Raw genomic sequence first — 25,918 nt, forward strand, 5'->3', positions numbered from 1 at the left:
CCTTTTCCTTGCTAATTCTGTGGCAGGAAAATTCAAGGGATAAAACCTTTCTTATCCAGATTTGCAAATCTGGCGAGAGGACCTTCTTGAATTTTCAATGAAATGAAGGAAGCAGGGCAAAGGATCAATGAGAACTACTTACTCAAATCTATTTCTATCCAGTCATTAATCATCAAGAAAAAGTAAGAAAAAAAGGAAAAAAATTTCCTTATTCTGTTGTTGGCGCGCTGACAGTGATGTCAGACATGCTGGTTCCGCTGACCCACATCTCGTCTCCACTCAAGGTATAGCCGTCATAGTCACCAAGGACAGTTGTGGCTCTCCTTGTGTCATCTGCTTCCCATCCTGCAACGATCAGGCCGACCTTGCCGCCGTTCTCAACAAGCTTCATGATGGCTGAGTTCTCTGGAATACCAGAATCAGCTCCACATGCCGGGTATGATAGACCCAACAGGCTTGCAGTGACCTTGTTGACGCAGCTACCACCGACTGAGATCACATTCTGTGCTGTTGCGCTTGCGATCTCTGAGGCCAATTTAGCAGCTCCAACCTCAATCTTGGTGACTGATGTTGCAGCAGTGCCCTCGATGGTTGATGACGTAACCTTACCAGCTGTCACAAAGACCTGAGCGACCCTGTACTCTTCTGGGTGCCAGATCTCTATGGTCTTCTGGTCATCATCTGTGTCATACTCCCATTCCATACCATAGTTGTATGTCACACCATGCTTTATCTTATTGCTGGCGTCAGATTTGGCTTTCTCGTCCCATTCTACTCCTTCTGCACCCATAACTGTCTTGTTTAGGGTGGCATCCATCTCTGTGCCGTCCCATGTGAATTTGACAACGATAGAGTCTGGTCCAGCCTCATTATACTCGTCGCTGCCTCTCACACTGATCTGGGTTGCATCTGACAGGTTGATGTATCCATTGTACCTGGTCCATACGTGGTCCATCTGTACTCCGACAATGGTGAAGTTCTCTGCTGCTTCATTGATGGCATTGAAGGTAATTGTCTGGCCATCCAGTGTGTATGTTCCTGCTGTTCCAGAGTATGACCATTCATACTTCTCCATGGAACCCTGCTCCTTCAATTGCAGAACCTTCTTGTCGTCGTCTATTCCAGTGAACTGGAAGATCCTTGTCTTCTCCATGTCATCATTGTTGACGATGAAATAGTCGTCTTCAGTTATTATTCCCGGGTCAGTCACCAAGGCATTCGGGTCAGTCTCGTCGTATTCACCAAACTCGAAACCACCATCATAATACACAAGCGGGATGCTGTACGAATCTCCCATCTTGTTGGTGAATTTCAGGTCATACTGCTCATCACCATTTGGCACGAACTCGATCTCCTCAGAGTCCATTCCCTCCAGGCCTTCAAAGATGAAATCAAAGCCATGCAGGAGGAAATAGCCTTCTTCGCCTTCCCTGTCATCTGCTTCTTCACTCATTGAGCCGCCTACAGGCACATAGAGATCCTCACCAGCTGTATAGTTGAAGTATAAGCTGGCAATCTTGACTTCCTCACCATTACTGCAGTTGACTAATGCATCAACCTCAGTCTCGATGTCCAGTGAGTCATCTCCTACCTTGATGTTTCCTCCACCTGCAGCCTGAGTGTCTGAATCAGTGATCTCTACACTGTTGGCTCCTAGATAGAACTCAACCAGGTCACCGCCGGTTGTCTCACCCGCTTCGTTAGGCAAAATCTCCCTGATGCCTATCTGTGTACCATCAGTCAAGGTATATGTGTCGCTCTCTTCCAGGCCCTTTGTGACTTCGCCATTGATGTTGAACTTGACTGAACCATCACCATCGTTTGCTGTGTCAGAGACAATGATTGCCTTGACTTCATAATCTGTCCCTGAAATGGTGTATGTCTTGGTCTCTCCTTCCTCAATGGTGTCCATTGTTGAGCCGCCCATCAATTCCAAGGTTATATCATGGTCGTCATTGCATGTGGCCTCGATGATGACATATTCCTTGCCGAACAGCGTGATTGAAGCGTCTTCAATCTCGTCAATCGTTGTACCTCGATTATCGTCTACGTCGGTTTCACCCTCCAGATGCGGAGTGAAAGTGACTGTATACTCATAGACCAAGGCGCCATCTTCAGCCAGCAGATACCAGCCTGCGACTTCATCATCATCCTCATTGTCTATAGTCCACAAGACAGTTGCATCAGGCAGATACAAGTCTTCTGTATATGTGTGGGTGCCGTACTGATTCCTGATCGATCCGCCAGACAATGCTTCTAGCTCATTATCATCGATTGCAGAAATCACCTCCTTGACATTCTCTCCGAGTGTCAGATCATCACTTGCATCTGATACCTGGAAGCTGTCACCGAACACAACAACTGACGATCCGCCGCCTGTTCCTGTGGTTGTCTTCATGCTGAACTGAAGCCCTGTCGCAACGTCGATTGCGCCGACAATATCATCAGCCTTCGCATCGTCGCCGACCACGATCACACCATTGAACACGCCATTCGCAACGAACGGGGCCGGGTAATCCGCCAAGTCAGCTGCCATTGCGCCCAACATGGTTGCTCCCAACATTGAAGCACCTACGCCCAGCGCAACGATTCTTTTTACTGTTTTCTTAACTTCCATCTAAACACCTCCTGTGTTTAAACTCTTTTTTTTAGCTATCTTAACCAAATGCACAAACCTTTGGCCTGTGCTATGCGAAACCAGCTGGTAGTGCACTAACATTCTCTCTCAACCCATTACACATAACAGGTATCAAGGGAACTGCCACTAATGATGGTTACTGATTCCACGACTTGAAAATCAAGGGAATCTTTTATAAAGTTTTTCCCAGGGTCAATGACTTTTTTGGGACATGGTAAAATGCAAGGCGTATAAGGTCTGAAAAACGGGCTCTCAGACTTTCATTACTCTTGGATAGAAAAAATATGGCAAGGAAGCGAGGTATATGATAATATGAATAAACCATCCTGTGTCACACCCACAGCAGTAATTCTGATCTTATCAGGTAGGTCCACTTGAAATAATTTTTTCACTACTCTAAAATAGAACACAATCGAACATATGAAAAAAAGAAACTTTTTAAATCAGAGGAGAATTTGCTTTAATAATATTGTGTTTGCAATATTGTGATTAGGGGAGATTGATGGGAAAAAGAGGCCAGATAACAGTATTTATAATAGCAGGATTGATACTCCTCATCGCGTTCTCTATTATTATATATATCACAGTCATCAGACAGGAGTCTGAGTTTGAGACCGGAAAAGCAGAGACAATAGAGAAAGCGCCGATAGAAGTCAGGCCGGTAAGCTCTTTCATCACAGACTGCATAGAATCAGTCGGCAAGGATGGCCTGCGCAAGCTCGGGATGCAAGGTGGATACATAAGCCTCGAAGAAGCAGGCATAATATCAAACCCTGACCCTACATCAGGCAAAGCATTGAAGTTCTATCCTGACTATGAATTCGAGATCCCTTATTGGTGGCACCTGAGCTCGCCGAACTCATGCTCAGGCGGATGCGAGTTCGACACCCAGAGGCCCCCGCTCTACGGGCCCAACTCTATCCAGATACAGCTCCAGGATTATATGGACAAGAGGCTCAGGTCTTGCCTGAGGCAGTTCGAGGATTTCCAGGGGCAGGGGTACATATTCAGGGACCTATATAACATATCCACTGAAGTGAAGTTCACAGAGAAGGACATAATATTCAATGTAAGATACCCATTGGACATACAGAAAGGCGAGCAGACATACAGGCTCGAGAGATTCACGAATGCACTTCCTGTCAAATTCCTCACCATATACAGGACAGGGACAAAATTGACCCTTGCGCAGGCAAACTTCTCATTCCTCGAGAAAGAGGCTAAGAACATCATCTCTATATATTCAGGCGTGGACGAGAACAAGCTTCCGCCGATTGCTGCATCTGAATGGGGGCCCATGAATTTCGTGCACTGGAGAAAATCCGAAGTGCGCGAAAAGGTCGAGGACATACTCGTCTCATTCATGCCGCTCTTCCAGATACCTGGCACGAGGAATTACCAGGCAAGGAACGAGAGCAACATCTTCACGCAGGGCGTATACAAGCTGTCAGACCTTGCGATCACAGGAGAGCACGAGACAGAATTCTCCAACATGTCAGTCAGGTTCTTCTACCTCGACTGGTGGCCGATATACTTCGACCTGACAGGCAGGGGGGCAAAAGGCGAGCTGATCATGCCTGAGTTCATGATGAACACAGGAATACTGCCCATAAGCATACAGAGATACCTGTACTATTATGACCTGTCATTCCCTGTTGTCGTCGAGATATATGACCACGAGGCATTCAACGGGGAAGGATACAGGTTCATGTTCGCCCTCGAAGGGAACCTGAGAGACAACGGCTACATGAACGCAGGCTATGTCGACATGAGCACAGAGGCCCAGCAGTTCGGCACAATGCTCTGCAACTATAATATGAGGGACTCAGGCAACATAACGACTGAGACATATGATAAAATCACAAATGAGCCTGTGGATGAGGTCGGCATCTCATACAGGTGCGGAGACGAGACATGCGCAATAGGATTCACAGAGATGAACAGCATGGGCACCAAGGCAGACTTCACCTCAAAATACCCCATATGCCTGGGGGGTTACATAATGGCAGACAAGTTTGGGTACTTCTCTGTGCCGATAAGATATGACACCCAGATTGATGAGAATGAGGATTTCAGGATACCCATGGTGCCGGAGAAGGAGATAACCTTCAATGTGCTCAAGAAGCCAGTCGAGAAATTCGGGAATATGTGGACATTCATAGATACGCCGAGAAGACTTTACGACACAGAGATGGCCATTGTCCAGATAGACAAGGTGAAGGAGGATCCATTGGAGCCGGACTTCAGCACCACAGGCATATTCTACGGCAACCAGACAGACCCGACAATGATCAAGCTTGTGCCGGGGAAATACCAGGTGGACATAAACCTCATATACAACCTACCTGCAGGAAGCCAGGAGGCAGTCATCATACCAGAAGAGGAGAGATGCGAAGGGGGCACATTGTTCACTGACTGCGAGAAGATAATACTGCCAGAAATAGTCTTCAACAAGACATTCCCATCAGGAGGGTTGCATATGGGCCCGATATACATGTATGACACAGAGAACACGACAAACGGCACCATGCCCCAGTCATACCAGGTGGATGAGACCCAGCTGTGGGAAGTCAAGGCATCTGACCTGTACCAGAGCAAGACAGTAAGCTTCTTCGCTGTCGGGATGCCCGGGTCAGGCATCAAGGAGAATACACTGGTGTATGACGACCTGAACACGCTGAACCAGAAGGATAACCTTTCAAAAGTCTACAGGAACAGCCTGGAGCCGAGATGGATAAGATGAACAACAGGATTAACAACAAGATTAACAATAATATGAACAAGATGAACGATAAGATGAACAATAATATGAACAAAGCGCATATGATGCAGAGGAGGGCGCTGTTCTTCATATTCCTCATCATATCGCTCCCGTTCTATATCTCAGAGGCCATGGCTGCTCCGATGGTAAGGGAGACGCATGTATTCGGCGAGAACATGATATATGACTACAGGAAAGCGCTTGACTACACATATATAATCACTGAAGTCAGGACCGATGAGACGAACATGACAGCAGAAGAGATGGCCACGAGGGTCAAAGTCTCGAACCAATGGTTCCACACATGCGAGCCCCTGCCGAACAATTTCTTCAAATGCTACTACACGCCGTCAAGCAGGGACGGGCCGATCGTGCCAGATACGCACACACTGAAGATCGAGCTTGAGGATGAGAATGACGAGGTGGTCGCATCAAGGATAGTGACATACCATGTCGACAACAAGGCACCGGAGATAAAATCCTTCTCTATCTCGCCGGCAGTCGCGGGCCCGGAAGACAACATATCCCTTGACTTTGTCGTCGAAGACCATGCCTACAGCAACACTGACACCGCAAAGTGCGTAGGCACGGCATATGTGACCATACTTTCAGGCGGTACAGAACTCGGCCAGCTCGCTGTCAACAAGACGACATGCAGGGTGAGCATGAGCGAGAAGCTCCCGGCCACAGCATTCACTACAGATACAGGCACAACACAGATATGCCTGTACGGCACAGACAATTTCGGCCAGACAGGAGAGAAAAAATGCACTGCCCTGACCACAGATTTCAACCTCCCTGAGCTCACGGGATTCAGCGTGAACCTCAAGAACGGGTCACCTCTTTACTGGGTCAATGAGCAGGGGACCACCGCTGATGTATTCCTCAACATAACTGAGGATGACACGGGGCTGGATACAAGCAATATCTGGGCAGATTTCGGCAACCTCAGCGGATCGAGGCACAGCTACAAGAAAGGCTCATGCACGCAGAGGGACGAGAAATACAAGTGCAAATGGAGCAATGTGGAGGTAAAGGTGGAGGAGAGCATTTCAGCCATCATCGTCTTCAACATATCAGACATCGCAGGCAATGAGGTCATCACAGAAGCGAGCTGGAATGTCTATCTCGACAACATAAGGCCGAATGTCACCATCGTGGCACCATACATAATGCCCCTGAATGGGACATATTATGTCGGGCCGCAGGAGATGGATTATTACGCGCAGTTCATTGAGCTAGAATCCGGCATTGACTACAGGAATGTCTTCATGGATTTCAGCGTCTGCGGAGGCTCCGGCAAGGACCAGGCAGACAACTGCTCAGCAGACCAGACATGCTTCTGGTACAACAGGACATGCGACGCAGCAGACGGCACAGAAGGCAAGCTGAGGATAAGCCCGGACAGCGCTGACAACATGGGCAATCCGGTCCGTGGGAATATGACCGGCGACATCATAGTCGACAGCAAGCCGCCGTATATCACGGAGGTTGTGATGAACACCACAGGCTCCCAATGGTTCAACCAGCCTGACATAATAAACCAGACCAACCTCACAATCGTCGTCAAGGATGATCTGCTGATCATAAATGCTACAATATATGACACAGTCAGCCCGGAGACAATGGTGTATGCCAACTTCACAGAGCTGAACGGGCCGGACTTCTGGCCGGGCGACTGCATAGTCGTATCCCCGAGGAAAAGCGAATGCCTGTTCGCGACCTACATAAACGTCACCGGAGGCAGGAACTACAAGTTCTACCTGAATGCATCAGACATCGTGGGGAATTACCAGACCAAGGAACTCGAGATATTCGTCTACAGGATGGAGAACGAGAGCCAGGACCTGTGGAGGCATTCCAAAGGCGATCCCAGCCCCAACCCCATAGACAAGCAGATGCTCGAAAGGTATATCATGTTCCAGTACTGGCCAATACAGCTGACTTCCACGAAGCCAGACAACTGGCCGTACTATATCTATATCGCAGACGCGTGCTACAATGTCACCACAGAGGACGACGAGGACATAAGCGCAGAGGACATCATCTGGGGCCCATACCCTGAGATTGTCGACTTCAACACGCCGACAGAGCCCGGAAGCCTGCCATACAACATGTTCCTCAAGTACAATCTTTATACTGTTGCTCCGGAGGACGATACTGTCGAGGTGAAATGCCCGATAGGCATCCTTTCGATACTTGACGGCAAGACGATCTACGGGCCTGAGATCGAAAATATCACTATAGAGATAGAATATTACAACCTGCCTTATGGTGAGGTCGGTGACGAGCTTTATGAGGAGCTCAAGAAAGTCATGGAGGGCATCACCTCGGAGTGGGGAGAATGGATGGATGACATCGAGGGTCTGATAAAGGTCCTCGAGGCTTTTTGCTCCCTGGTTGACTGGATCAAGAAACTCTCTGATGCCTACAGCATGTCAGTCGCGATACTGACCAACTGCGCGAACAATCCTGGATCAATGTCTTTCTGTGAACCGGCGAGGCAGACATCTAATGTCGCCCATGAGACAACGGATCAGTCCCTGGCGCAGACATATGTCCAGGTGAAGAAGTACTGCAATTACCTTAGCTGCAGATACACAAATGAGAAGACAGTGAAAGATGACCTGAATAAACAGATGGGGACTGCTGGCATGACTGAACCATCTACTGGCGCTGAACCATCAGAAGGCAACACTGACCCTGGCGGAAGAGGCGAGTACGGGACTTTTTACACAAGAGCCGGAGCAGGATACGGGTGGTTCGGGAACACTGTGATTAAGGAGAGCATGATATATTCGATAATATTCCTGTGCCTGCCGGGTATCGTCTATAACGGGCAGAAGTGGAGAGGCATCGAGTGCAGCTATGCAGACTGCCTGATGGCAGTCCCTTATGGCACGCCAAAATACCTGTGCGACCAGAGGAGGGAATATGAGCAGTGCATGTTCCTCTGGGGCCAGATATTCAACATGATACCATTTGCAGCAGCTATCTCCTCGCTCGGCCAGAACATAATAGCTGCATTCTCTGACACAGGCGTCTTTGCCCTGAGAGTTGTCAAATTCACCTGCACTGGGATATGCAAGGAGAAAGCTACAGGAACAGGATGCTTCGCGTGCAATGTCATCAACTGGCTCAATATGATGGTGGATGTGGCATGCGACCTGGGAGTAGATATGGGCAAGAAGGAATGTGAAGGATACTGGGAGGGCCAGACCTTTGACTTCGACAGCCAGACAGCCTGTGAGCAGACAATAGAAAGGTTCGAGAACATAACAAAACAGATGGACGATGACTGAAACACTGGTTGAGTATATCAGGGAACAGCTGCAGAACGGCTTCACCATAGATCAGATCCGGGACTATCTGATAAGATATGGATACCACGAGCAGGACGTCAACATAGCTGTAGATGCAGCGATGCATGGTATAGATACTCATCCTATTGTCCAGCAGGTGCCCATACACAAGCATCCGCTTGCGATGAAAATAATGATAATACTAGCAGTGGTCACAGTCTCGCTGGCTGTCTTCATGTACTTCAGCAGGACAGTGGACGAAGGGATGATACAGGCTCCTATGACTGAAGGGGTGACTCCGGTTATATTCCAGCCTGAGCCTGAAACCCCAAAGATCCCAAAGAATGTGCAGGACAGGATAGACAATGTGATGAAGGATCTTCAGAATGCAGAGAAGACGCAGAATTCATACCAGCAGCGCGTCGATTATCTTGACAATGCCATAGTGAACCTCAGGGTCATCATAGATGAGGAGCCCAACAGCGCAGATGCCCACAACTTCCTTGCAGATGCCCTCGAGGCAAAAGGGCTCTATGACGAGGCAGAGTCTGAATACAGGGTTGCCATGGAATTGGATCCGGACAATCCCGAGCTCTACAACGACCTCGGATACCTCTATGCCCGGAAAGGGGACATGTCCACAGCGACGCAGTATTACAACAATGCTATAGCGAAGGATCCCACATTTGATGTGGCATACAGCAACCTCGGGATGTATTATTATGAGACAGGGAACTATGATGAGGCAATAAGGAATTTCGTCATAGCAAAGGAGCTCAAGTCATACAACTACAAGACAATAAACAACCTGGGATTCGCTTATCTAAAGAAAGGGATGCACGAGAGGGCGCTTGCAGAGTTCAGGGAATCGCTGAAGATAAACCCGGATTTCCCTAATCCCTATTTCGGGATCGGGCTTGTGTTCATGGAGCAGCAGCAGTATGACAAGGCAGTGTATGAGCTCGAGAAGAGCATCGTGCTCGATCCTTCGAATTTCATCTACCAAGAGGCATATGCCAGGGCCAAGAAGAGCCTGGAAGTGTGATAATAATGGCAAGAAAACTACCAAGACCGCCGGCACCGAAAGTCTATGAGACAGAGAGGAAGATGGGAGCGATAGTCTCAGGCATATTCGTGATAATCCTTGTCTTCATGATAGTCTTCCTCACTGAGTCCATGCAGAAGACAGGCACTTCACAGAGCCTGACGATATCAAATGCGCAGTTCGCATACTATGTGGATGACGACTATAACTTTGAGCCCAATCCCACAGCAGCGTACAATGCAGGTGATGACATTTTCCTGTATTTTGAGGTCATAGGATATAAGACAGCCGAAACTCCGACCGGATATCGCACAGAGCTCACATCAGATGTGCAGGTCTCAGATCCGGAAGGACAGCTTGTGCCTCAGCTGAGCAGGAAGAACATCTTCGACGAGGTTTTTGAATTCGAAGCGGATTATGGAGCGATACCGGTGAAGACACAATTTTCAGTGCCCTCACATTTCCCGTCCGGAGAATACACATTAGAACAGTTCGTATACGATAAGATGACAGGAGACGCAGTCAAGCTGTCAAAGAGATTCACGATAGAATGAAGAAGAAGAGCATATTATGGATTGTTGTATTATTAATAATTGTAGCATCAGCAATATCTGCAGATGATTACTGCATTGTAGAGATACAAGTATCAAGAGCTGGCCACAACTATCACTTCTGCAATAATGGCAATAACTGGCAAGACCTATACGGAAATAACGAGCTGCTTTACCTTGTTGGTGATGCAAATTCAATTCCGGATGCCTACAATAATATTAGGTGGCATTTCCTCTCCGAAGAAGAAAACAGCTGGTGGAGACAAGATTACATAAGGACAAAGTATATGGGTCAAGAAGAATTCAGCCAATACTACAGGCCCAAGGACTGGCGACCAGACCCTGCACAGTTCACAAGCACATTAGAGGCAGAGATTAACAGACAAAGGCAATTGGCTACTCCAGGGAGAAAAGAAGATGAACCAATAAGTATTGAAACAGTTACAGGATCAGCTGGTTCCCCAATCATCTCTAAACAAGATGGACCATCAGGAGGAACAGGAGGGGACACATCACCACCCTCATCAGGACCACCATCCTCAGTGACAGGGCTTGAGGAAAAGGCACTGAAACCGGATTCTGTGTTCAGCGGAAATGAGATTGGAGACCTTATGGGATCACAAGGCATAGATGCCACGAGCCTGAATCTTGTCGGCGACAGGAAGTATAATATCCGTTATGAAAATGGAGAATTCAAGGTCTATGATACGCTTGACCAGATTGGAAAACCTGCCGGGGAAGATTTTGACAATTATATGTTTTATAGGAGAACTGAAAAAAACCAAGCGCAGATAGCTGGCGCAGAGTATCAGTACGGCCTATCTGCTGATGACAAAGGGATCAGGATCTGGACAAATATAAATAATGATATTGATCTGAAGCAGGATGGCTTCAGGCTGCCTGAGGGGAAAGAAGGGGAATTCAAGGGTTTCAAGCCCCTGTCAGATTATAAAAAAGGTGATTATCTCACTTTCAGCGACGGCAAGCAGACAGACAATCTGATGATGACAAAAAGCGGGGACAGCACCGGACAGATATGGGGCCATCAGACAGGAGATACATTCCAGCTAAGCTTCTACGGCGATGACGGCAGGATGAGGCAGATACAGGGCAAGGATTTCCAGCCGGCTGTATCCACTAAGGCAATGGATGCACTGAAAGGATTTGAACAGGCAAAGAGAGGTGAGCTGGACAATACGCTTGCAATACTGGAAAAATATGGATTCAGCACATCTGATGCAAGAATAAACAATGCCATAATAGGGGGTAATCTAGGTTTCGGGGTACAGACTGTTGACAATGTAGCATTGACTTTAGGGGGAGGAAGCACAGCTAACTTCGCAAGCATAACAACAGAAAAAAGCTCGATGACCCTGCCAGATGGCAGAATGGTCGATGTTCCCGGCGGAACCACCTATGTCAACATGGGCGCACTGACAGGAAACTGGCAGGAAACATATAAAGACAGGGATGCAATGCTGGCCAACATACCTCAAAATGCTGTGATTACACTGCAGACAAAAGACGGACCTATGAATTTCCTTATCGGGAACAGTAAGAATAACCAAAATGCATTGACTATGATACCTGTCGGCCAGCAGGATTTCGGCGCAATGAACAGCCAGCAGACAATAAACAGCGTACTCAGCCTCAATAGTGGCACAGCAAATTCAGGATATGGCATAGCAGGCAACACAGTGTTTGACCTGAGAGGAGGAACAGCTTTGGGTAACTATATCAACCTGCAGGGCGCTGGCGGATTCAAACCAGGGCAGATACCTGAAGGGTCAATCACATGGACTGATGACAAGGGCAATATCTGGGTGAACAGGCCAGCCACAGGCGCAGACGGGACAAAGACCGGAGACAATTCAGTTGTCGGGCAGTATCAGAGCTATGGCGCCGGAGTGAATCGGATCACACCCACAGGAGGGAACGCCTCATACACGTGGACAGATCCGAAGGGCAATAGTCATGACATGACTGATGTGGATCAGATGTTCGCTGGAGGAGCCCATGTAGATTCCGAAGGCAATTTCTTCATGCCGCCGAATGAACAAAATCCCAATGGTGTTTCCCTGGATGGATGCAAATGGTCAGGCGGAAGCAGGTGCACAATGGATTATGGTGATACCAGCATACAGGTGAACTGCGGAGCAAATGGCTGCTCAGCTTCATATCACGGGTTCTCCCAAAGCTACCTCGGCATTGGGGCTCACATGACAACGATGTCAGGCACTACATTCAACGGACAGGACTACACAGGAGACCTCATGGGAACAGCCAAGGGTAATGCGCAGTCAGGCGGTGGTCCATGCAGCAGCATAGGCAACAACACATGGTGCTATTATGACCATGATTTCATCCTATTTGATACGCAATTCTGCACCCTTAAAAATGAGATATACGCATGCGGGAGCAACACGACATACAAGGACCAATATGGCCTAGACGATTATAATGCCAGGTTCGGCAGTACTCCCAGCTGGTCTGCGTGGCTTACGAACATAGGACAGATACTAAGCCAGTGGATAGAGGCAACATCAGGATATCCAAACCTCGAAGGCTTCCTGTATGACCCTGCAGAGGAAGAGGCATGGATAGATTTCAGCGCACAGGAATGGGGTTACCTGCTCTACGGGATACAGGGGTGGAGCTCGCAGATATGCCAAGTGGACAATCCAGTATCTGACACAGATCAGTACGGATTCGCCTTCTCAGCAGATTCAATGCTGGGGGCAAGCGCACACATAGAAGCTGAGAGGACAACATTCTACAATTATTCCGACGAGGATGCAGAGGAGATGTATCTTTACAAGCTCTCTTTCAGCGTGAACCCGGGGACATGTTACCTTGATTTTGAAGTGGATGCGAAACCGCTGTTCTACGAGGAGTATGACCATGAGGAGATGATAGACCCGGATGAGGATGAAGAAGGGGAAAGTAATGAAACAATAGAGCTCATGGCCGCTGTGGGAGGAAGAACGATGCAGCCGTCTGTGAGTGAGTTCATCATAAACACATCAACATCACTCATCACGAAAGTATGCATCAACTTCAAGGATATGGACCCGGAGAACTGCTTCGGCAATGACATGGGGCCGGGCTCCCATCTCTGCAGGGAAGTCAATGACGGCGACCAATATGAAGAGGGATGGCATGAGGAACAATATGGATACTGAGAAGTTGGATGCGGAAAGCACGAAGAACATAATCGGCGTGGACAATGGCTGCCCCGTATGCGGGGGCATTGTCAGGGGCAATGATGAATTCAGGTATGTCTGCCTGCACTGCAAGCTGTCATTCAAGGCAGAAGAGCTCAACAGCCCTGAAGTCAGGGATCAACTGGCATTCAAGAAAGAGCTCGATGATCTCAATGCGAGATGGGAAGAGTTCAGGAAGAAGCTCAGGGCAAAATCAGAAGAGGTCAGGCTTACGGTGCAGGAATATGACAGGGAGATAAAAGAGACAGATACAGGAGATATGGCAAAAAAGGATCCAGGATACATGGAAGCTGATGATAGAAAGATGGATAGCGCGCATGACAAAGCAGGCATACAGGCAGAAGGGCAAGATGATATAGAGAAAGAAGACATAGAAAAACAGAGCATAGAAAATGATGACACTGAGAAAGGTAATCCTGAAGGGAGCACAGATGAAGAGGACATAGAGAGCATCCTGTCTGCGCCACCGATCCCCCCGGCAGGACCGGATCTCGATGCGATATCCAGGCTTTTTAAATGAATCCGCAGGATAGGTGCTGAAATGGAGCGTAAGAAGAAGACATTGGCAGAAGAAGCCCAGGATGGTGCAAAGGAATACGAAGGGCTGGAAGAGCCCTATAAGAGCGCCAGAGAGCTGGATAATGAGGATAAGGAGTTCCAGGAAGAAGTGGATGAGCTGACCAGGAAGATGTTCAGGAAGCCTGATAAAAAAGAGAAATAACAGTAAAACATATAAATCTTAACAATGTTTAAGTTCTTATGAGAGAGGTATATCTTGATAACGGCGCCACTACCAGAGTCGCAGACGAAGTGCTGAAGGCAATGAAGCCCTACTACACAGATGACTACGGGAACCCGTCCAGCACCCATACACCAGGCCAAAGAGCGCGTGAGGCAGTCGAGAAATCCAGGGAGACCATCGCCAGGAGACTGAATGCCGGACCGGAAGAGATAATATTCACGAGCGGCGGCACAGAGTCAGACAATCTTGCGATAAGAGGGGTTCTTAAAGCGAATCCTGACAAGAGGCACATCATCACATCAAGGATAGAACATCCGGCTGTGCTGAAAACATGCCGGGAGCTTGAGAAGAATGGATACGGGGTCACATGGCTTGACGTCGACAAGTATGGGCTGGTCGATATGGATCAGCTCGAGGCTTCAATCAAAGACGACACTGCTCTCGTATCTGTAATCCACGGCAACAATGAGATAGGGACAGTGCAGGACATAAAGGGCATAGGGGAGATATGCAAGGAGAAGAATGTGATATTCCATACAGATGCTGTGCAGAGCTTCACAAAAGAGGAGATTGATGTCAGGAAGATCCCTGCTGATCTCATCAGCATGAGTGCGCACAAGATACATGGACCGAAAGGCATCGGAGCGCTCTATATCAGGAAAGGCACCGGAATAAAGCCAGTGTCCTCAGGCGGAGAGCATGAGTTCAGGATGAGGCCCGGGACAGAGAATGTGCCAGGCATAGTCGGCTTCGCAGAAGCAGTAAGGATCTCGAGCGGGATAGACAAGGAAAGGATCATGATGCTCAGGGACAGGATCATAAGAAGAGTGCTTGATGAGATACCTGACACGAGGCTCAATGGGCATCCGAAGAAAAGGCTGTGCAACAATGCAAACATCACATTCAGCAGGATAGAAGGGGAGAGCATAATGCTGCACCTTGACCTTAAAGGAATACAGGTCAGCACAGGGAGCGCATGCAGCTCGCAGAGCTTAGAACCGAGCCATGTGATAACAGCACTCGGGCTGCCTCCAGAGGATTCGCACGGCTCAATAAGGTTCACGCTCAGCAGATATACGACAGAAGGGGACATAGATTACTGCGTCGACGAGCTAAAGCCGATCATAGAGAACCTCAGGAAGATAAGCCCGTTCAAGTGAAAGCCTGTCAAAAATTTTTCATCTGTGGTCGCCTCGCTGTGAACCAGGATGAAAATTGAGGGAAGTCAGATGATTTACCTCGGCCAAACCGAGGCCTGCATATTGCAGACAAAATTGCAGAGCAATTTTGATCAGACATTATCAGACCTCAATTTTCCAACCATTACATAAGCCTGGCAGAATCCACCAAATCCAAAATAATCAGAAGAAATGGTGATAAGATGTACACAAAGGAAGTAATGGATCATTTCACAAACCCGAAGAACAAGGGGAAGCCTGAGAGCTATGATGCAGTCGGAGAAGTCGGCAATATAAGATGCGGCGACGTCATGCACCTGTACATCAAGGTCAAGGAGGACAGGATTGTCGATATAGGCTTCGAGACAATGGGATGCGCAGCAGCGATAGCGACGAGTTCGATGGTCACAGAGCTTGCAAGAGGCAAGACACTTGACGAGGCTGAGAAGATCACATTCAAGGATGTGGTCGATTCATTGGGCGGGCTTCCGATGCTCAAGATGCACTGCAGCAAGCTTGCGATTGACGGGCTTCAGGCCGCTATCAGGGATTACAGGGACAAGATGGGCTGAGATTGGCTAGTTCTTCAGCAAACTATAGAAATGGCCCTTTTTCCTGAGAAGCGCAGGATAGGACCCTGTCTCCTTCAGCCCTTTATCCAGCACAAGTATCTCATCCAGCCACCTGAGGCTCTTGAGGCGGTGAGCGATGAAGATGAGCGTGATGTCAAGCTTTGAGATGTTGTCCAGTATCACAGATTCTGTACCCATATCGAGATTGGATGTGGATTCATCCATTATGAGCACCTGCGGTTCCCTGTACAGCGCCCTCGCGATGTTTATCCTCTGCTTCTCGCCTCCGCTGAGCCTGTAACCCTTCTCTCCTATGCCTGTTTTTATCCCTTCAGGGAGCTTCCTTATGACATCGTCCAGATGGGATATCATTATGCATTCCCGGAAAAGCCTGCTGTTGAATCTTTTGCCCATGGTTATGTTCTCGCTGAAGCTCATGTCGAAAAGTTCGCATTCCTGAGGCACAGCTGATATCCTGCCAAGCAGATCATTGGGCCTTATTGAAGATATGTCCTTGCCTGAGATGATAATCTTACCGCTGTTAGGCTTCGAGAGGCCCAAGAGGATCTTCACGAGAGAGGATTTTCCTGCTCCGCATCTTCCTGCGATGCCTATCTTTTCACCCCGCTTTATCTCATATGTTATGTCAGTCAGGATATTCTTCCTGCCGATCCTGCATGAGACATGGTCTATAATGATGGATTGCCAATCATCCGGGAACTTTTCCCATTCTGCTTGCTGCGTCTTCATCTGGGTGATTGACACCATCCTGCTGAAGCGGTTCTTTATCTCAAGGAACTCAGGCCATTTGTCTGATGCCTTATCCAGAGAGGATCTCAGCTTCTCGAAATACACTGCATATGTCAGCACTGAACCGACAGTTATGATGCCGAGGATAGCATGCCTGGCAAGCAGAAGGATGAAGAGCGCGTATATTACGGCTGCTGAGGACTTGATTATCTTGCTCTTCAGCTGTGAGACCTTTTTTGCGTCTAGGTATGTCCTATGGAGTCTCTGCTCTGACTTTTCAGAATACCTGTGGAAGGATGTCTCTGAGCCGAGGCTCTTGACTGTCAGGATGTTTGCTGAAGCCTCCTGCAGCCTGCCTGTGACATCTTCCTTTGCCTCGCTGAGCCTGTGGTTCCAATATTCTATCTTCCTGTTGAAGAGGAGCATCACCACGATATAGAACATGCCGAAAAGGACAGCGAAAGCAGCATATGATGGGCTTATGGGCGGGAATATCATCATGCTCAGGGTTATTCCGACCAGTATCTCGATGCCATCATTGGCGAGGAGATTCATGAACTGCTGTATCTTATCTGCTCCGCTATTAATCCTTTCGAGCCTCTTGCCTGAATTCTCCTTGCCATGCCAGTCAAGGCCCATCCCCAGCAGAGAATTGACAGCGTCCAGTCTGGCTTTTTTCCTGATGCTGGCAGATATATCATAAAGGTGTATCTTTGCATGGAATCTCAGCAGCACCTGAAGTAATCCTGTAAGTGCTATCAGCAGCACCAGGATATGCAGTTCAGTGTACACCTTTGAAGGGGATGTTATGAAGTCAATGACTTTTCCGAGCAGGTAGGCGATAAGGAACGGTCCTGTGCCTGAGATATATCTCAGCAGGATATAGAAAATAAAAGCTGCCCTGTATCCATTGAGATAGTGCCAATAATCTTTCAGGAAATCAAGGGTCGAGTATCTTATCATGTATTTTTCTGGTGTGCCCATGCCTCTAATCAGGCAAATTTACTATTTAAATTTATATATCCAAAAAGAATTGTTTGATAATATATATTATAAAATATAAAAAAATATTAAACAAGAAAAGGCATAACACTATGTAACAGATATTCTTAAGATAAGGTAGATTATTTAAGAGATTCTACAGATAAATGTCCCACATGATATTTTAGATGGTCTTAAGATTGAAAGATTGAACAATCCAAAGAATGGATTCTGTCATGGGATTAATTTATTTCTATATTATAAATAATTAATTTGTTCAGTTAGGCACCAAACATTTATAAAGAGAACCCCTTTTAGTTAACCTTATATGTCAATGTTCGCAACAAGCTTTACTGTGATGCAGGTCAAGAAGACCCATACAAGCCCATTCAAATACAGCAGGCTGTATATCAGTCCTAATGCTGCGACTTCAAAGAAGAAGTTCCTGGATTTCCTGAATGAGGCAACTGATTTCTGGGGTGACGGAACCTATATCCTGAAGCACCCTGAAGGCCTGTTCGCAAAATTTGATATTGCCAATCACAAGATTAACCTTTACAGGAAATCAGAGAATACCGGAAGAGAATTTCTTTGCTGGTCGCATTTCAACTGAGCCGCTGAGGAAGAGAGTTGACCGGCATGGCCGGCACTTCCTGTTTGGCATTGAACGCATTACTTAGACCACAATTGAGACAGTAATTGAGCCAATAATCGAGGCAGTGATCAAGGCTATAAGAATCCACCGAGATCTTTCTGGTCCAGATTCTCCAGCAGTTTCTCCCTTGAAATGCCGAAGACCTCAAAAATCCGCTCAACAGAAGGGATGAGCTGGTTATCAATATAATACTCATCATCATAATCCTGAGCATCCTCAATAGGCACAGCACGCTCCCTTATCAGTCCTTCTTTACCCATGATGACATAACTAATCATCATGCCGGGCTTTATGGAATACCCGCGGTCCTTCAGCTTCTGGGCAACAGCGACATGCGGAGCTATTGTCTCATACTTGTCCAGCTCCCGCGTAACCTTGGTAGAAAGCACCATCTGGTCAATATCGACTGCCTTATCCTTGATCCTGCCAATCGCATCCCTGAGCAGGCCCAAGGCACCCTCAAGATCATCCCGGATGAGCAGAGCTCCCAGGATATCCTTCTGCACATCCCTGATGAAAGGGCTCACATTGCTGCGGATGGTCTCAAAACCTTTTATGATCAGATTATCATCCTTATCCACCAGGACATATTTCTTCTTCGCACCCTTGGCATCCTCTTTCAGCGGAACAAAGAGAACTGTCCTGAAAACACCCTCAAGATCGAGGCTCATGGGATCAGGAAGACCCTTATTTATCCTTGCCACGACCTCAGAAGGATCAGGAGATGCAAAAATACTGTCTGTGTCAGAGTAAAGCACCTTGAATCCATCGAGCTCGAGCTCATCTATGACATCATGGATGTGCTTCCTGCCGATCCTCGCCACCTCTTCAGCTGCCTTGACTGAATACCATCTCGCAGAACTGAAGCCGAGGTAACCAAAGAAAGCGTTCGCCAGTATCTTGAGATTCTTCTCACGCACATGCAGGGCTTCAGAAGATGACTCACCCCTTGACTCACGCCTCATGATGAGGTCCTTTATCCTCATCCTCCTCGACACAATGGACTCAAGCGACTTCATGAAGAAGCTCTGCCTGTTGCTGCAGAACCAGACTTCAGACTTGCCTGCACAGCATGCGCAGCCTATCGTATCAGGCCCCACATTCCCGGAGAGCATGATAGACGGATAGAGAGACCTGAAATCATACACATAAACATCATGATACACACCAGGGTCCGGCTCCTTGACAAATCCGCCCTTGAAACGCTCCGCCTTCCTCGCCATCGATACACTGAATGAAGGCTTCTGCGGGATAAGGAGACCTGATGCCTTCGCCTGCTTCATGAGATAGCTCTCGACAAGCTGTGAGAAACCGAAAGAGCAGGCATCGAATATGTTGATACCGCAGATCTTGCTGAACTCCATCACCGCTTCCTTCACCTTTCCAAAGAGCCTGAATGCCAGCTCAGCGTCCCTCAGATTATACCTGCAGTATCTGTCAAGCGCAGCTGGCTCCTCTTCCCACACCCTATAAAGGTCCTCTATATCTGCATCGATCTTGCCAAGCCCGATCAGCTCCCTGCTTATGGAATCCAGATCAAAAGAGTCTGTCTTCAGGACATCCCTGAAATGACGGATTATGTACTTGAATACATCAAGGCAGGTCAGGCCTTTTATCATGAACTGGCCCCTCTGGAGATCCAATGAGGAATAATCCATCCCGAAATCCAGCCTCAATCCGTATTTCTCTGCCCTCGCCTTGATATAAGGCCAGTCAAAGGAATCGGAATCAAAGCCGACAAGCACATCAGGAGCCTGCTGGTCAATGAACTGCTTGAACCTCAGTATCATCTCTGCCTCTGAATCCACGAACTCAACATCATCTGCATCGAACCTTTTCCATGTTATGGATCTCCTGAAGCCTTCTGAGAAGAGGCTTATCATGAGGATCGGATAAGCATCAGGATTCGTGTTCCTCCCCTTCGGATTATATGCCTCGATATCAAAAGCGAGCACCTTCAGATTCCCGATGGTGTCACCGTTTGTCGACACATATCTCTTGACCCTTATCACAGGAACCTTCATCTTCGCGGAAACCTGCTCGCCCTCCACCTCTACCAGGCTCAAAGGGGATATATTATTCTCCAGCAGATACTTCTCATCCAGAGGTATATCATGCTCCAGCATCCCTGAAAAGAACCCAGTGTCCATGAGGAGGGAGGACAGTTGCCTGAGATTATGGTGCCTCGTACGGATCTCCAGGCATCTCCTGCCTTCACCGGCATCAGCCTTATTGACGACAAAAGAGATATCCACCACCCTGGAACCGTCAATCATTATCTCAGAGACTGCAGACTGCGCCTGCTTCTCATCAGCATCAGGCCTGAGGCAGGCGAATATGTTCACAGAGAAATTAGCATCCTTCAAGACGACCTTCTGGCCCTCAATCGTGCGGCCGAAGATGTAGAACACAAGGCGGTTCTCCTCGACCTGGTTATAGACATTTGTCGGAAATATCTGATAAAGAGCCATAATCAGCGCAGATAAGCATCGACAATGCTTCTCCTCCATCCCACGTTCAGCAATACCTCTCTTATCTTATCATCCGGGATGCCGGCATTCCTTGCTTTCCTGATATATAACTGCAGATCACGCACCTTACTGGCCTCTGCGAAGACAACATCCACTATATGCCTTGCCCAGCCGGCACTCACAAGGCTCTCAGCGATCTGCTCCTTGGATCTTCCCCTCTCAAGGGCATGCTTGATGTAAAGGAAAAGCTTAGAGAAATCCTCGTGGGCGAAATGCACATTGAAATCCTCAAGATAATGTATCTCATCCCTGATCCCCTGCAGCATCTTCTTCTGGTCAGCGACCGCAGTGAGTATCTCTGATTCCTGGGCAGACACCTTCCTGAGCTCATCCCTGAGATCTTTCCTCCGCTTGGCACTCACAAGCATCTCTATCAGGGAGAAGACCAATATGAAAAGAACGATTATCAGTATGATGAGAGCCCATATATTATCGATAAAATTCAGCGATTCAGGCACTATAATAGCTGCTCCTGTCGGTATTTCCGGCGCCTTCTGCGCCGGCTTCTCCTCAGCCGGCCTGAATATGCATGATTTTGTCAGTGCAGGCATATTCATGCCAGTCTCACATTTATTTACATCGGTGCAGGTCCTTCTCTGGAGATCATCAGACCCGCAAGGCCCATAATCAGAGCAAGTCCAATTAGGCTCGCAGTCGAAACCGCCTTTATCAGCGACTCCGCCCCCTCCTTTCATGATGATAGGAGAGCCACCTGATGGACGACGACAATCCGCAGGGCAATTTGAATATGACTCTCCAGAGTCACAGACCCCATTACCACAGGTCATTGTTCCTGTGAGGCCGTCGACTGTTCCGCTCAGGGAACCACCGCCTCCACCCAATGTGCCTGTGATCTCTGCCAGGACCAGCGGTGCGACCAGCAAAACCATCAGCCAGATGAGGATATTTTTCATTTTCATGGGTAATCCTGTATTCCGTAGTCTGTTGTATATGTGCCAGCATGAGTGCCGAGAGGCAGGATCTGTCTTAATGTTAATGTAGTCTGGATGCCGTTTGTCAAATTTGAATCCTCATCAAACAAGGAGTCGACAACCTGCAAATCCTGATAATCATTTGAGATATCATAAACCCTCTGCTGGCCAGAGCTGTTGGTGTATATCATGGTTGCATAGCCTGCAACAGGTATTGTATATCCATTCGATGACCAATCATCAAGCCTCATCCTCGCCCTGGTGTTGCCGTTATTGAGGCTTATCTGGAACCGGTATTCCCAATAATCAGAGCCATCAGCGACAGCATTTGCCTTAGTTGCCTGCAACCCAAGCAACACAAGACCATATGTGGTGTCTATTGTTGTGTTGGCCTCTTCCACAATATTCCTTGTCTCTTCATTGCCACTTGTATCAGTGGCAACTGCCTCGAATCCATAAGACTGCCCCTCCACACCAAGGAATACAGCACTTGTCAATGGGGTATCATCCATCCAGAGATACCATGAACCATTATAGACCCAGATATCATATGAACCCATCCCCCAGTCTTCGTCCACAGCCCAAGAGACATTGAATTGGAGCGAATTCGTGATGTTGTCAAGCGGATTCACTGTAGCATTCGGAGGCCAGACATCATAATAATAAGCCCTTGTCTCGTCTTCATCAACCACATTTCCAGCCCCATCTGCGCAAAGCAGAAAAATGCGGTTTAGGCCTGGATTGCTTGTCAAGGATATCAGATGTTTGTAACCATATGAATTGTCCGTGGTATTAGTGCCAGATCCATATGTAAAGGTATCATTGCTGTACTGGCAATAGGTGTTCTCATCTGTCAGAATATTTACATTGACTTCAGACCAGTTGCCTACTGTAGGGTACACCGCCATATTAGTGATATGCGGAGGTATATTATCCATTGTGAACAGGTACATCACAGGATCATTCATCAGATGTCCTGAAGTGTCATTGCACTTGATGTAGTAAAGGTTCGTTCCTGTCATCGGAGTGATTGATGCATTGTGATAAGTGTTGTTGTCATTCATTGCAGTCATCAATGAATAATTCAATGTGCCGCCTGTCGAGTATCTGCAGGATGCATTCTCGTCTGTGACTGCATAAAGCATTGAAGGCAAAGTATTGTAAAGGTTTTCAGTGCCCAGATCGGTGCCCATCTCGACAACAGAAGGTGCTGAGGAATCAACAAGCACAGAGCTGCTTGAATAATTCAGATTGCTAGCTTCATCCCTGCATCCATAATAGATTGTGTATAACCCATCTGAGGGCACACCTATAGTAGAGGCATAAGCGCCTGATGATGCATTTATCAATGATAACTGGTCAGCCATTGAGCTGAATTGCACATCTGACAATGAATACCTGCATTCAAGCTCGCTGTCCAAAGTGTCGTTTGCGATTATAGTATACATGAAGCTCAATGAGTTCTTCTCTGAATATGTGGCAGGATAAACATTCGGTCGTGTAGTGTCTATCCAGAACACTCTTATTTCGCTCCATTCGCTTGTTATTGCTCCCCCGCCGATATTCCTTGAAGCCATTACTCTCCATGAATAATTGCCATCACTCAAATATTTAACCGAACTGGATGTGACATTCTCACCACATAGGGGAACAATGCCCCCTCCACCAGAGAGGTTGGTGACCTCAACCTGATATTGGTCCTCACCTGTAACATCATACCATCCAAGGGTTATGTTCGTGCTGTTGTGCCAGTGATTATTCTCAGGCCATTTCAACTGTGGGGTGGCAAGCGGAGTGTCGTCGACATTTTCTGTATAGACAAGCACCTGGTTGCTCAATATCTCATTCAGGGCTGCATCCTCGCACATGACCTGCAATGAGTGAGAACCGTCTGTCTCAAGAGAAGAGTTCCAGTTGTATGCGCCGATAAGATGTGTCGAATTCTCCCAGATTTTATTTGTGATCAGTATGTACGGTTTTCCATCGATTGTAATATAACAATCCTCAATCCCATTCTCATCATAAGCAGTGAAGTTCACATCAACCATGCCCATCAAGGTTGAGCCTCCGAGTGGAGATGTTATGACAGCATTTGGTTTATAGACATCCTTTGTCATGCGCCAGTTCATGACCTGCCTATGGATTATGCCATAAGTGTCATTGATATATACTGAGTCTATTGTCCGCACTGAGCTGTCAGCGCCTGTCATCTGGTATTCGAGCTCCCAGCCCAGGGTAACAGGATTGAAATCTGCAGTGTGGTTGATGCCTTCAATCTCAAGCATTATCCAGGTTATGCCTGTCCCTCCTTCTGAGGCATTGCCAGTGATGGCAAAATATTCAGGCACGTAGGAATCATTGGCTGGGTACAATATATCTACAACAGGCGGATCAGTATTGATGATGAACCATCTTTTCTCAGTATCATTCACATTGCCTGCCCTGTCTGCTGCTGCTGCAGTCACAGTGTAGTTGGAATCAGGATAGAGATTGGGATCGAATGTCGCGCTCCAGTAATCACCATCCTGGGCTGCTGCAATCTGGGTGACAAAAGCGCCATTTGAAGAGTTTGTTATGTTGAAGACCACAGATGCGACACCTGCAAGAGTGTCATTCGCAGTCACATTTATAGTCCTGTTGGTCACTACCCAATTCTCGCCGTCAGCTGGATTGTTGAACCAGACTCCAGGATTGACTGTGTCGATTGTGATTGTCCAAGGTGCTGATGTATCTGTGTTTCCGGCAAGATCTGTGCAGTTGACCCACCAGTCATAGACATTATCTGCAAGCTCTGTTGAGGTTATCCCTGTATTGGTGTTGTTCAATACAGCAGCATCGCTTCCAAGGTTATATGTTGTTGTAGTATCATTTGCATATAATGCACAGCTTGCATTAGGGCTCAAAGCGTCTGTATAATTGAATGTGAATGTGGTTGTGTTGTCATTTGTGTAGGTGCTGTCTGGCGGTGCGATGTTGGCGACTACAGGTGCTGTCCTGTCAACAACAAAATACCATGTTTCGGACAAGCCATAATTATTTGCATTATCTGTGCAATTCACATTCCAATGCCATAACCCTTGATCATTAGTGTTTATTGAATAATTGGTTGCAGTACTATTAGGGGAATCAACCCAAGGTAATAGAGGTCCACTGCCAATTGGTCTTATTGGGATAGGAAGACAATTGAGCATTGTGTCACTATTGTCAAAAGCAGTCCAGTTGAGGTTTTGACTTGTGGCACTTGAATAAGTCATATTATATGGTGTATTCAATACAACAATCGGATCCTGTGTATCAACAGTGATATACCTTGTCTCAGAAACATTCCAGTTGCCTGCAAGGTCAGAGCAGTTGATGTACCATTCATGATTCCCGTCTGTCATCTCAGCTGAAGTTATATTAGTCGGTGTGTTGTTCAGCACAGAAGTGTTTGCGCCATATACAGAACCATCAACATATAATGAGCAGTTGAATGCCATGCTCTGATGGTTATATGCATAGAACCCAAAATCGGTTGTGTTGTCAGATGAGTTGTATCCATCAACAGGGTCTGTGGAGACAACAACAGGGGCTGTTGTATCTATTGTGAAGGCCCTTGTCTCGCTGGATGCATTATTGCCGGCAATATCCCCACATGTCACATTCCAGAACCATATGCCCTCTATTGTGGTGATGTTTACCTGGCTGCCAAGGGTATTGTTGGCAGTGGCATAAGGCCCTGATGTGCTGGGCGCAGATCCGGGCTGCTGTACTGTCACATAACAGTCCAGATATCCGGAAAGATGATCTGTAGGCAGCCAGCTGAGGTTGAGTGAAGCATTGAAGGTGGAAATATCATCCGGCGGACTGATCAGTGCAACAGCAGGACCCTGAGTGTCGACTGTGATTTCTCTTATGCCTGAAATACCCGAGTTTCCCGCTAGGTCAGTGCAGTTAATCAGCCACGAATATCTGCCGTCAGGAATCTCAGATGAGGTTATGTTTGTTGCAGTGTTGTTCCAGACAGAAACATTCTGGCCATATTGGATTCCATCCAACAGCAAAGTGCATGATGCA

At 47.4% G+C, this 25,918-nt stretch carries 15 protein-coding genes; 10 read left to right on the plus strand and 5 right to left on the minus strand.

What is annotated here, in order from left to right; all coding sequences use genetic code 11:
* Nucleotides 1-208 precede the first annotated feature (208 nt).
* Nucleotides 209-2,617: a hypothetical protein gene (locus tag JW968_04770; GenBank protein MBN1386255.1), complete on the minus strand. Its 2,409-nt coding sequence runs from the start codon at nt 2,615-2,617 to the stop codon at nt 209-211.
* Between the two features lie 523 nt (nt 2,618-3,140).
* Here JW968_04770 and JW968_04775 point away from each other — a divergent pair.
* From JW968_04775 to JW968_04815, 9 genes are all read left to right on the plus strand, one after another.
* Nucleotides 3,141-5,381, plus strand: a complete 2,241-nt coding sequence (locus tag JW968_04775) for a hypothetical protein (GenBank protein ID MBN1386256.1) — start codon at nt 3,141-3,143, stop codon at nt 5,379-5,381.
* Entirely contained in the window at nt 5,369-8,701 is a 3,333-nt protein-coding gene (locus JW968_04780; protein ID MBN1386257.1) for a hypothetical protein, read from the plus strand. The genes JW968_04775 and JW968_04780 overlap by 13 nt, the downstream gene beginning before the upstream one ends.
* Nucleotides 8,694-9,746 (plus strand): tetratricopeptide repeat protein, encoded by a 1,053-nt coding sequence (locus JW968_04785; GenBank protein MBN1386258.1) that lies wholly within the window; start codon nt 8,694-8,696, stop codon nt 9,744-9,746. Before JW968_04780 ends, JW968_04785 begins: the two co-directional genes overlap by 8 nt.
* A 5-nt stretch (nt 9,747-9,751) precedes the next feature.
* Nucleotides 9,752-10,300, plus strand: coding sequence for a hypothetical protein (locus JW968_04790; protein ID MBN1386259.1), 549 nt, complete (start codon nt 9,752-9,754; stop codon nt 10,298-10,300).
* Entirely contained in the window at nt 10,297-13,479 is a 3,183-nt protein-coding gene (locus JW968_04795; protein ID MBN1386260.1) for a hypothetical protein, read from the plus strand. The genes JW968_04790 and JW968_04795 overlap by 4 nt, the downstream gene beginning before the upstream one ends.
* The gene (locus JW968_04800; GenBank protein ID MBN1386261.1) at nt 13,427-14,041 is read left to right on the plus strand and encodes a hypothetical protein; all 615 of its coding nucleotides are present in this window, start codon (nt 13,427-13,429) and stop codon (nt 14,039-14,041) included. The genes JW968_04795 and JW968_04800 overlap by 53 nt, the downstream gene beginning before the upstream one ends.
* A gap of 21 nt (nt 14,042-14,062) precedes the next feature.
* Nucleotides 14,063-14,242, plus strand: a complete 180-nt coding sequence (locus JW968_04805; protein ID MBN1386262.1) for a hypothetical protein — start codon at nt 14,063-14,065, stop codon at nt 14,240-14,242.
* A 38-nt stretch (nt 14,243-14,280) separates the two neighbouring features.
* Nucleotides 14,281-15,423 carry a cysteine desulfurase NifS gene (nifS, locus tag JW968_04810; protein ID MBN1386263.1) on the plus strand — a complete coding sequence of 381 codons (1,143 nt, stop codon included), beginning with the start codon at nt 14,281-14,283 and terminating at the stop codon, nt 15,421-15,423.
* A 221-nt stretch (nt 15,424-15,644) separates the two neighbouring features.
* The gene (locus tag JW968_04815) at nt 15,645-16,013 is read left to right on the plus strand and encodes an iron-sulfur cluster assembly scaffold protein (GenBank protein MBN1386264.1); all 369 of its coding nucleotides are present in this window, start codon (nt 15,645-15,647) and stop codon (nt 16,011-16,013) included.
* Between the two features lie 6 nt (nt 16,014-16,019).
* On the opposite strand, the gene JW968_04820 is transcribed toward JW968_04815, so the two are convergent.
* A complete protein-coding gene (locus JW968_04820) occupies nt 16,020-17,747 on the minus strand; it encodes an ABC transporter ATP-binding protein (protein ID MBN1386265.1) in 1,728 nt (575 codons plus the stop codon).
* 325 nt (nt 17,748-18,072) lie between these two features.
* On the opposite strand from JW968_04820, the gene JW968_04825 reads away from it, so the two are divergent.
* Complete coding sequence (locus tag JW968_04825) at nt 18,073-18,357, plus strand: hypothetical protein (protein MBN1386266.1); 285 nt, start codon at nt 18,073-18,075, stop codon at nt 18,355-18,357.
* A gap of 116 nt (nt 18,358-18,473) precedes the next feature.
* Here the strand turns inward: JW968_04825 and JW968_04830 are convergent, their stop codons facing one another.
* The 3 genes from JW968_04830 to JW968_04840 all read right to left on the minus strand — a co-directional run.
* Nucleotides 18,474-20,909 carry a hypothetical protein gene (locus JW968_04830; GenBank protein ID MBN1386267.1) on the minus strand — a complete coding sequence of 812 codons (2,436 nt, stop codon included), beginning with the start codon at nt 20,907-20,909 and terminating at the stop codon, nt 18,474-18,476.
* Complete coding sequence (locus JW968_04835; GenBank protein ID MBN1386268.1) at nt 20,873-21,850, minus strand: hypothetical protein; 978 nt, start codon at nt 21,848-21,850, stop codon at nt 20,873-20,875. Before JW968_04835 ends, JW968_04830 begins: the two co-directional genes overlap by 37 nt.
* A partial coding sequence (locus JW968_04840) for a hypothetical protein (GenBank protein MBN1386269.1) occupies nt 21,847-25,918 on the minus strand: 4,072 nt, incomplete at its 5' end. The genes JW968_04840 and JW968_04835, both read right to left, overlap by 4 nt.

Source organism: Candidatus Woesearchaeota archaeon, assembly GCA_016928155.1.
In the GTDB taxonomy this organism is placed as follows: domain Archaea; phylum Nanobdellota; class Nanobdellia; order Woesearchaeales; family JAFGLG01; genus JAFGLG01.

Coding starts and splice junctions, on each gene's coding strand:
- JW968_04805 (MBN1386262.1), top strand. CDS start 14,063: ATGGAGCGTAAGAAGAAGACATTGGCAGAAGAAGCCCAGGATGGTGCA.
- JW968_04785 (MBN1386258.1), top strand. CDS start 8,694: ATGACTGAAACACTGGTTGAGTATATCAGGGAACAGCTGCAGAACGGC.
- JW968_04795 (MBN1386260.1), top strand. CDS start 10,297: ATGAAGAAGAAGAGCATATTATGGATTGTTGTATTATTAATAATTGTA.
- JW968_04820 (MBN1386265.1), bottom strand. CDS start 17,747: ATGGGCACACCAGAAAAATACATGATAAGATACTCGACCCTTGATTTC.
- JW968_04830 (MBN1386267.1), bottom strand. CDS start 20,909: ATGGAGGAGAAGCATTGTCGATGCTTATCTGCGCTGATTATGGCTCTT.
- nifS (MBN1386263.1), top strand. CDS start 14,281: ATGAGAGAGGTATATCTTGATAACGGCGCCACTACCAGAGTCGCAGAC.
- JW968_04825 (MBN1386266.1), top strand. CDS start 18,073: ATGTCAATGTTCGCAACAAGCTTTACTGTGATGCAGGTCAAGAAGACC.
- JW968_04835 (MBN1386268.1), bottom strand. CDS start 21,850: ATGAAAATGAAAAATATCCTCATCTGGCTGATGGTTTTGCTGGTCGCA.
- JW968_04770 (MBN1386255.1), bottom strand. CDS start 2,617: ATGGAAGTTAAGAAAACAGTAAAAAGAATCGTTGCGCTGGGCGTAGGT.
- JW968_04800 (MBN1386261.1), top strand. CDS start 13,427: ATGACGGCGACCAATATGAAGAGGGATGGCATGAGGAACAATATGGAT.
- JW968_04815 (MBN1386264.1), top strand. CDS start 15,645: ATGTACACAAAGGAAGTAATGGATCATTTCACAAACCCGAAGAACAAG.
- JW968_04775 (MBN1386256.1), top strand. CDS start 3,141: ATGGGAAAAAGAGGCCAGATAACAGTATTTATAATAGCAGGATTGATA.
- JW968_04780 (MBN1386257.1), top strand. CDS start 5,369: ATGGATAAGATGAACAACAGGATTAACAACAAGATTAACAATAATATG.
- JW968_04790 (MBN1386259.1), top strand. CDS start 9,752: ATGGCAAGAAAACTACCAAGACCGCCGGCACCGAAAGTCTATGAGACA.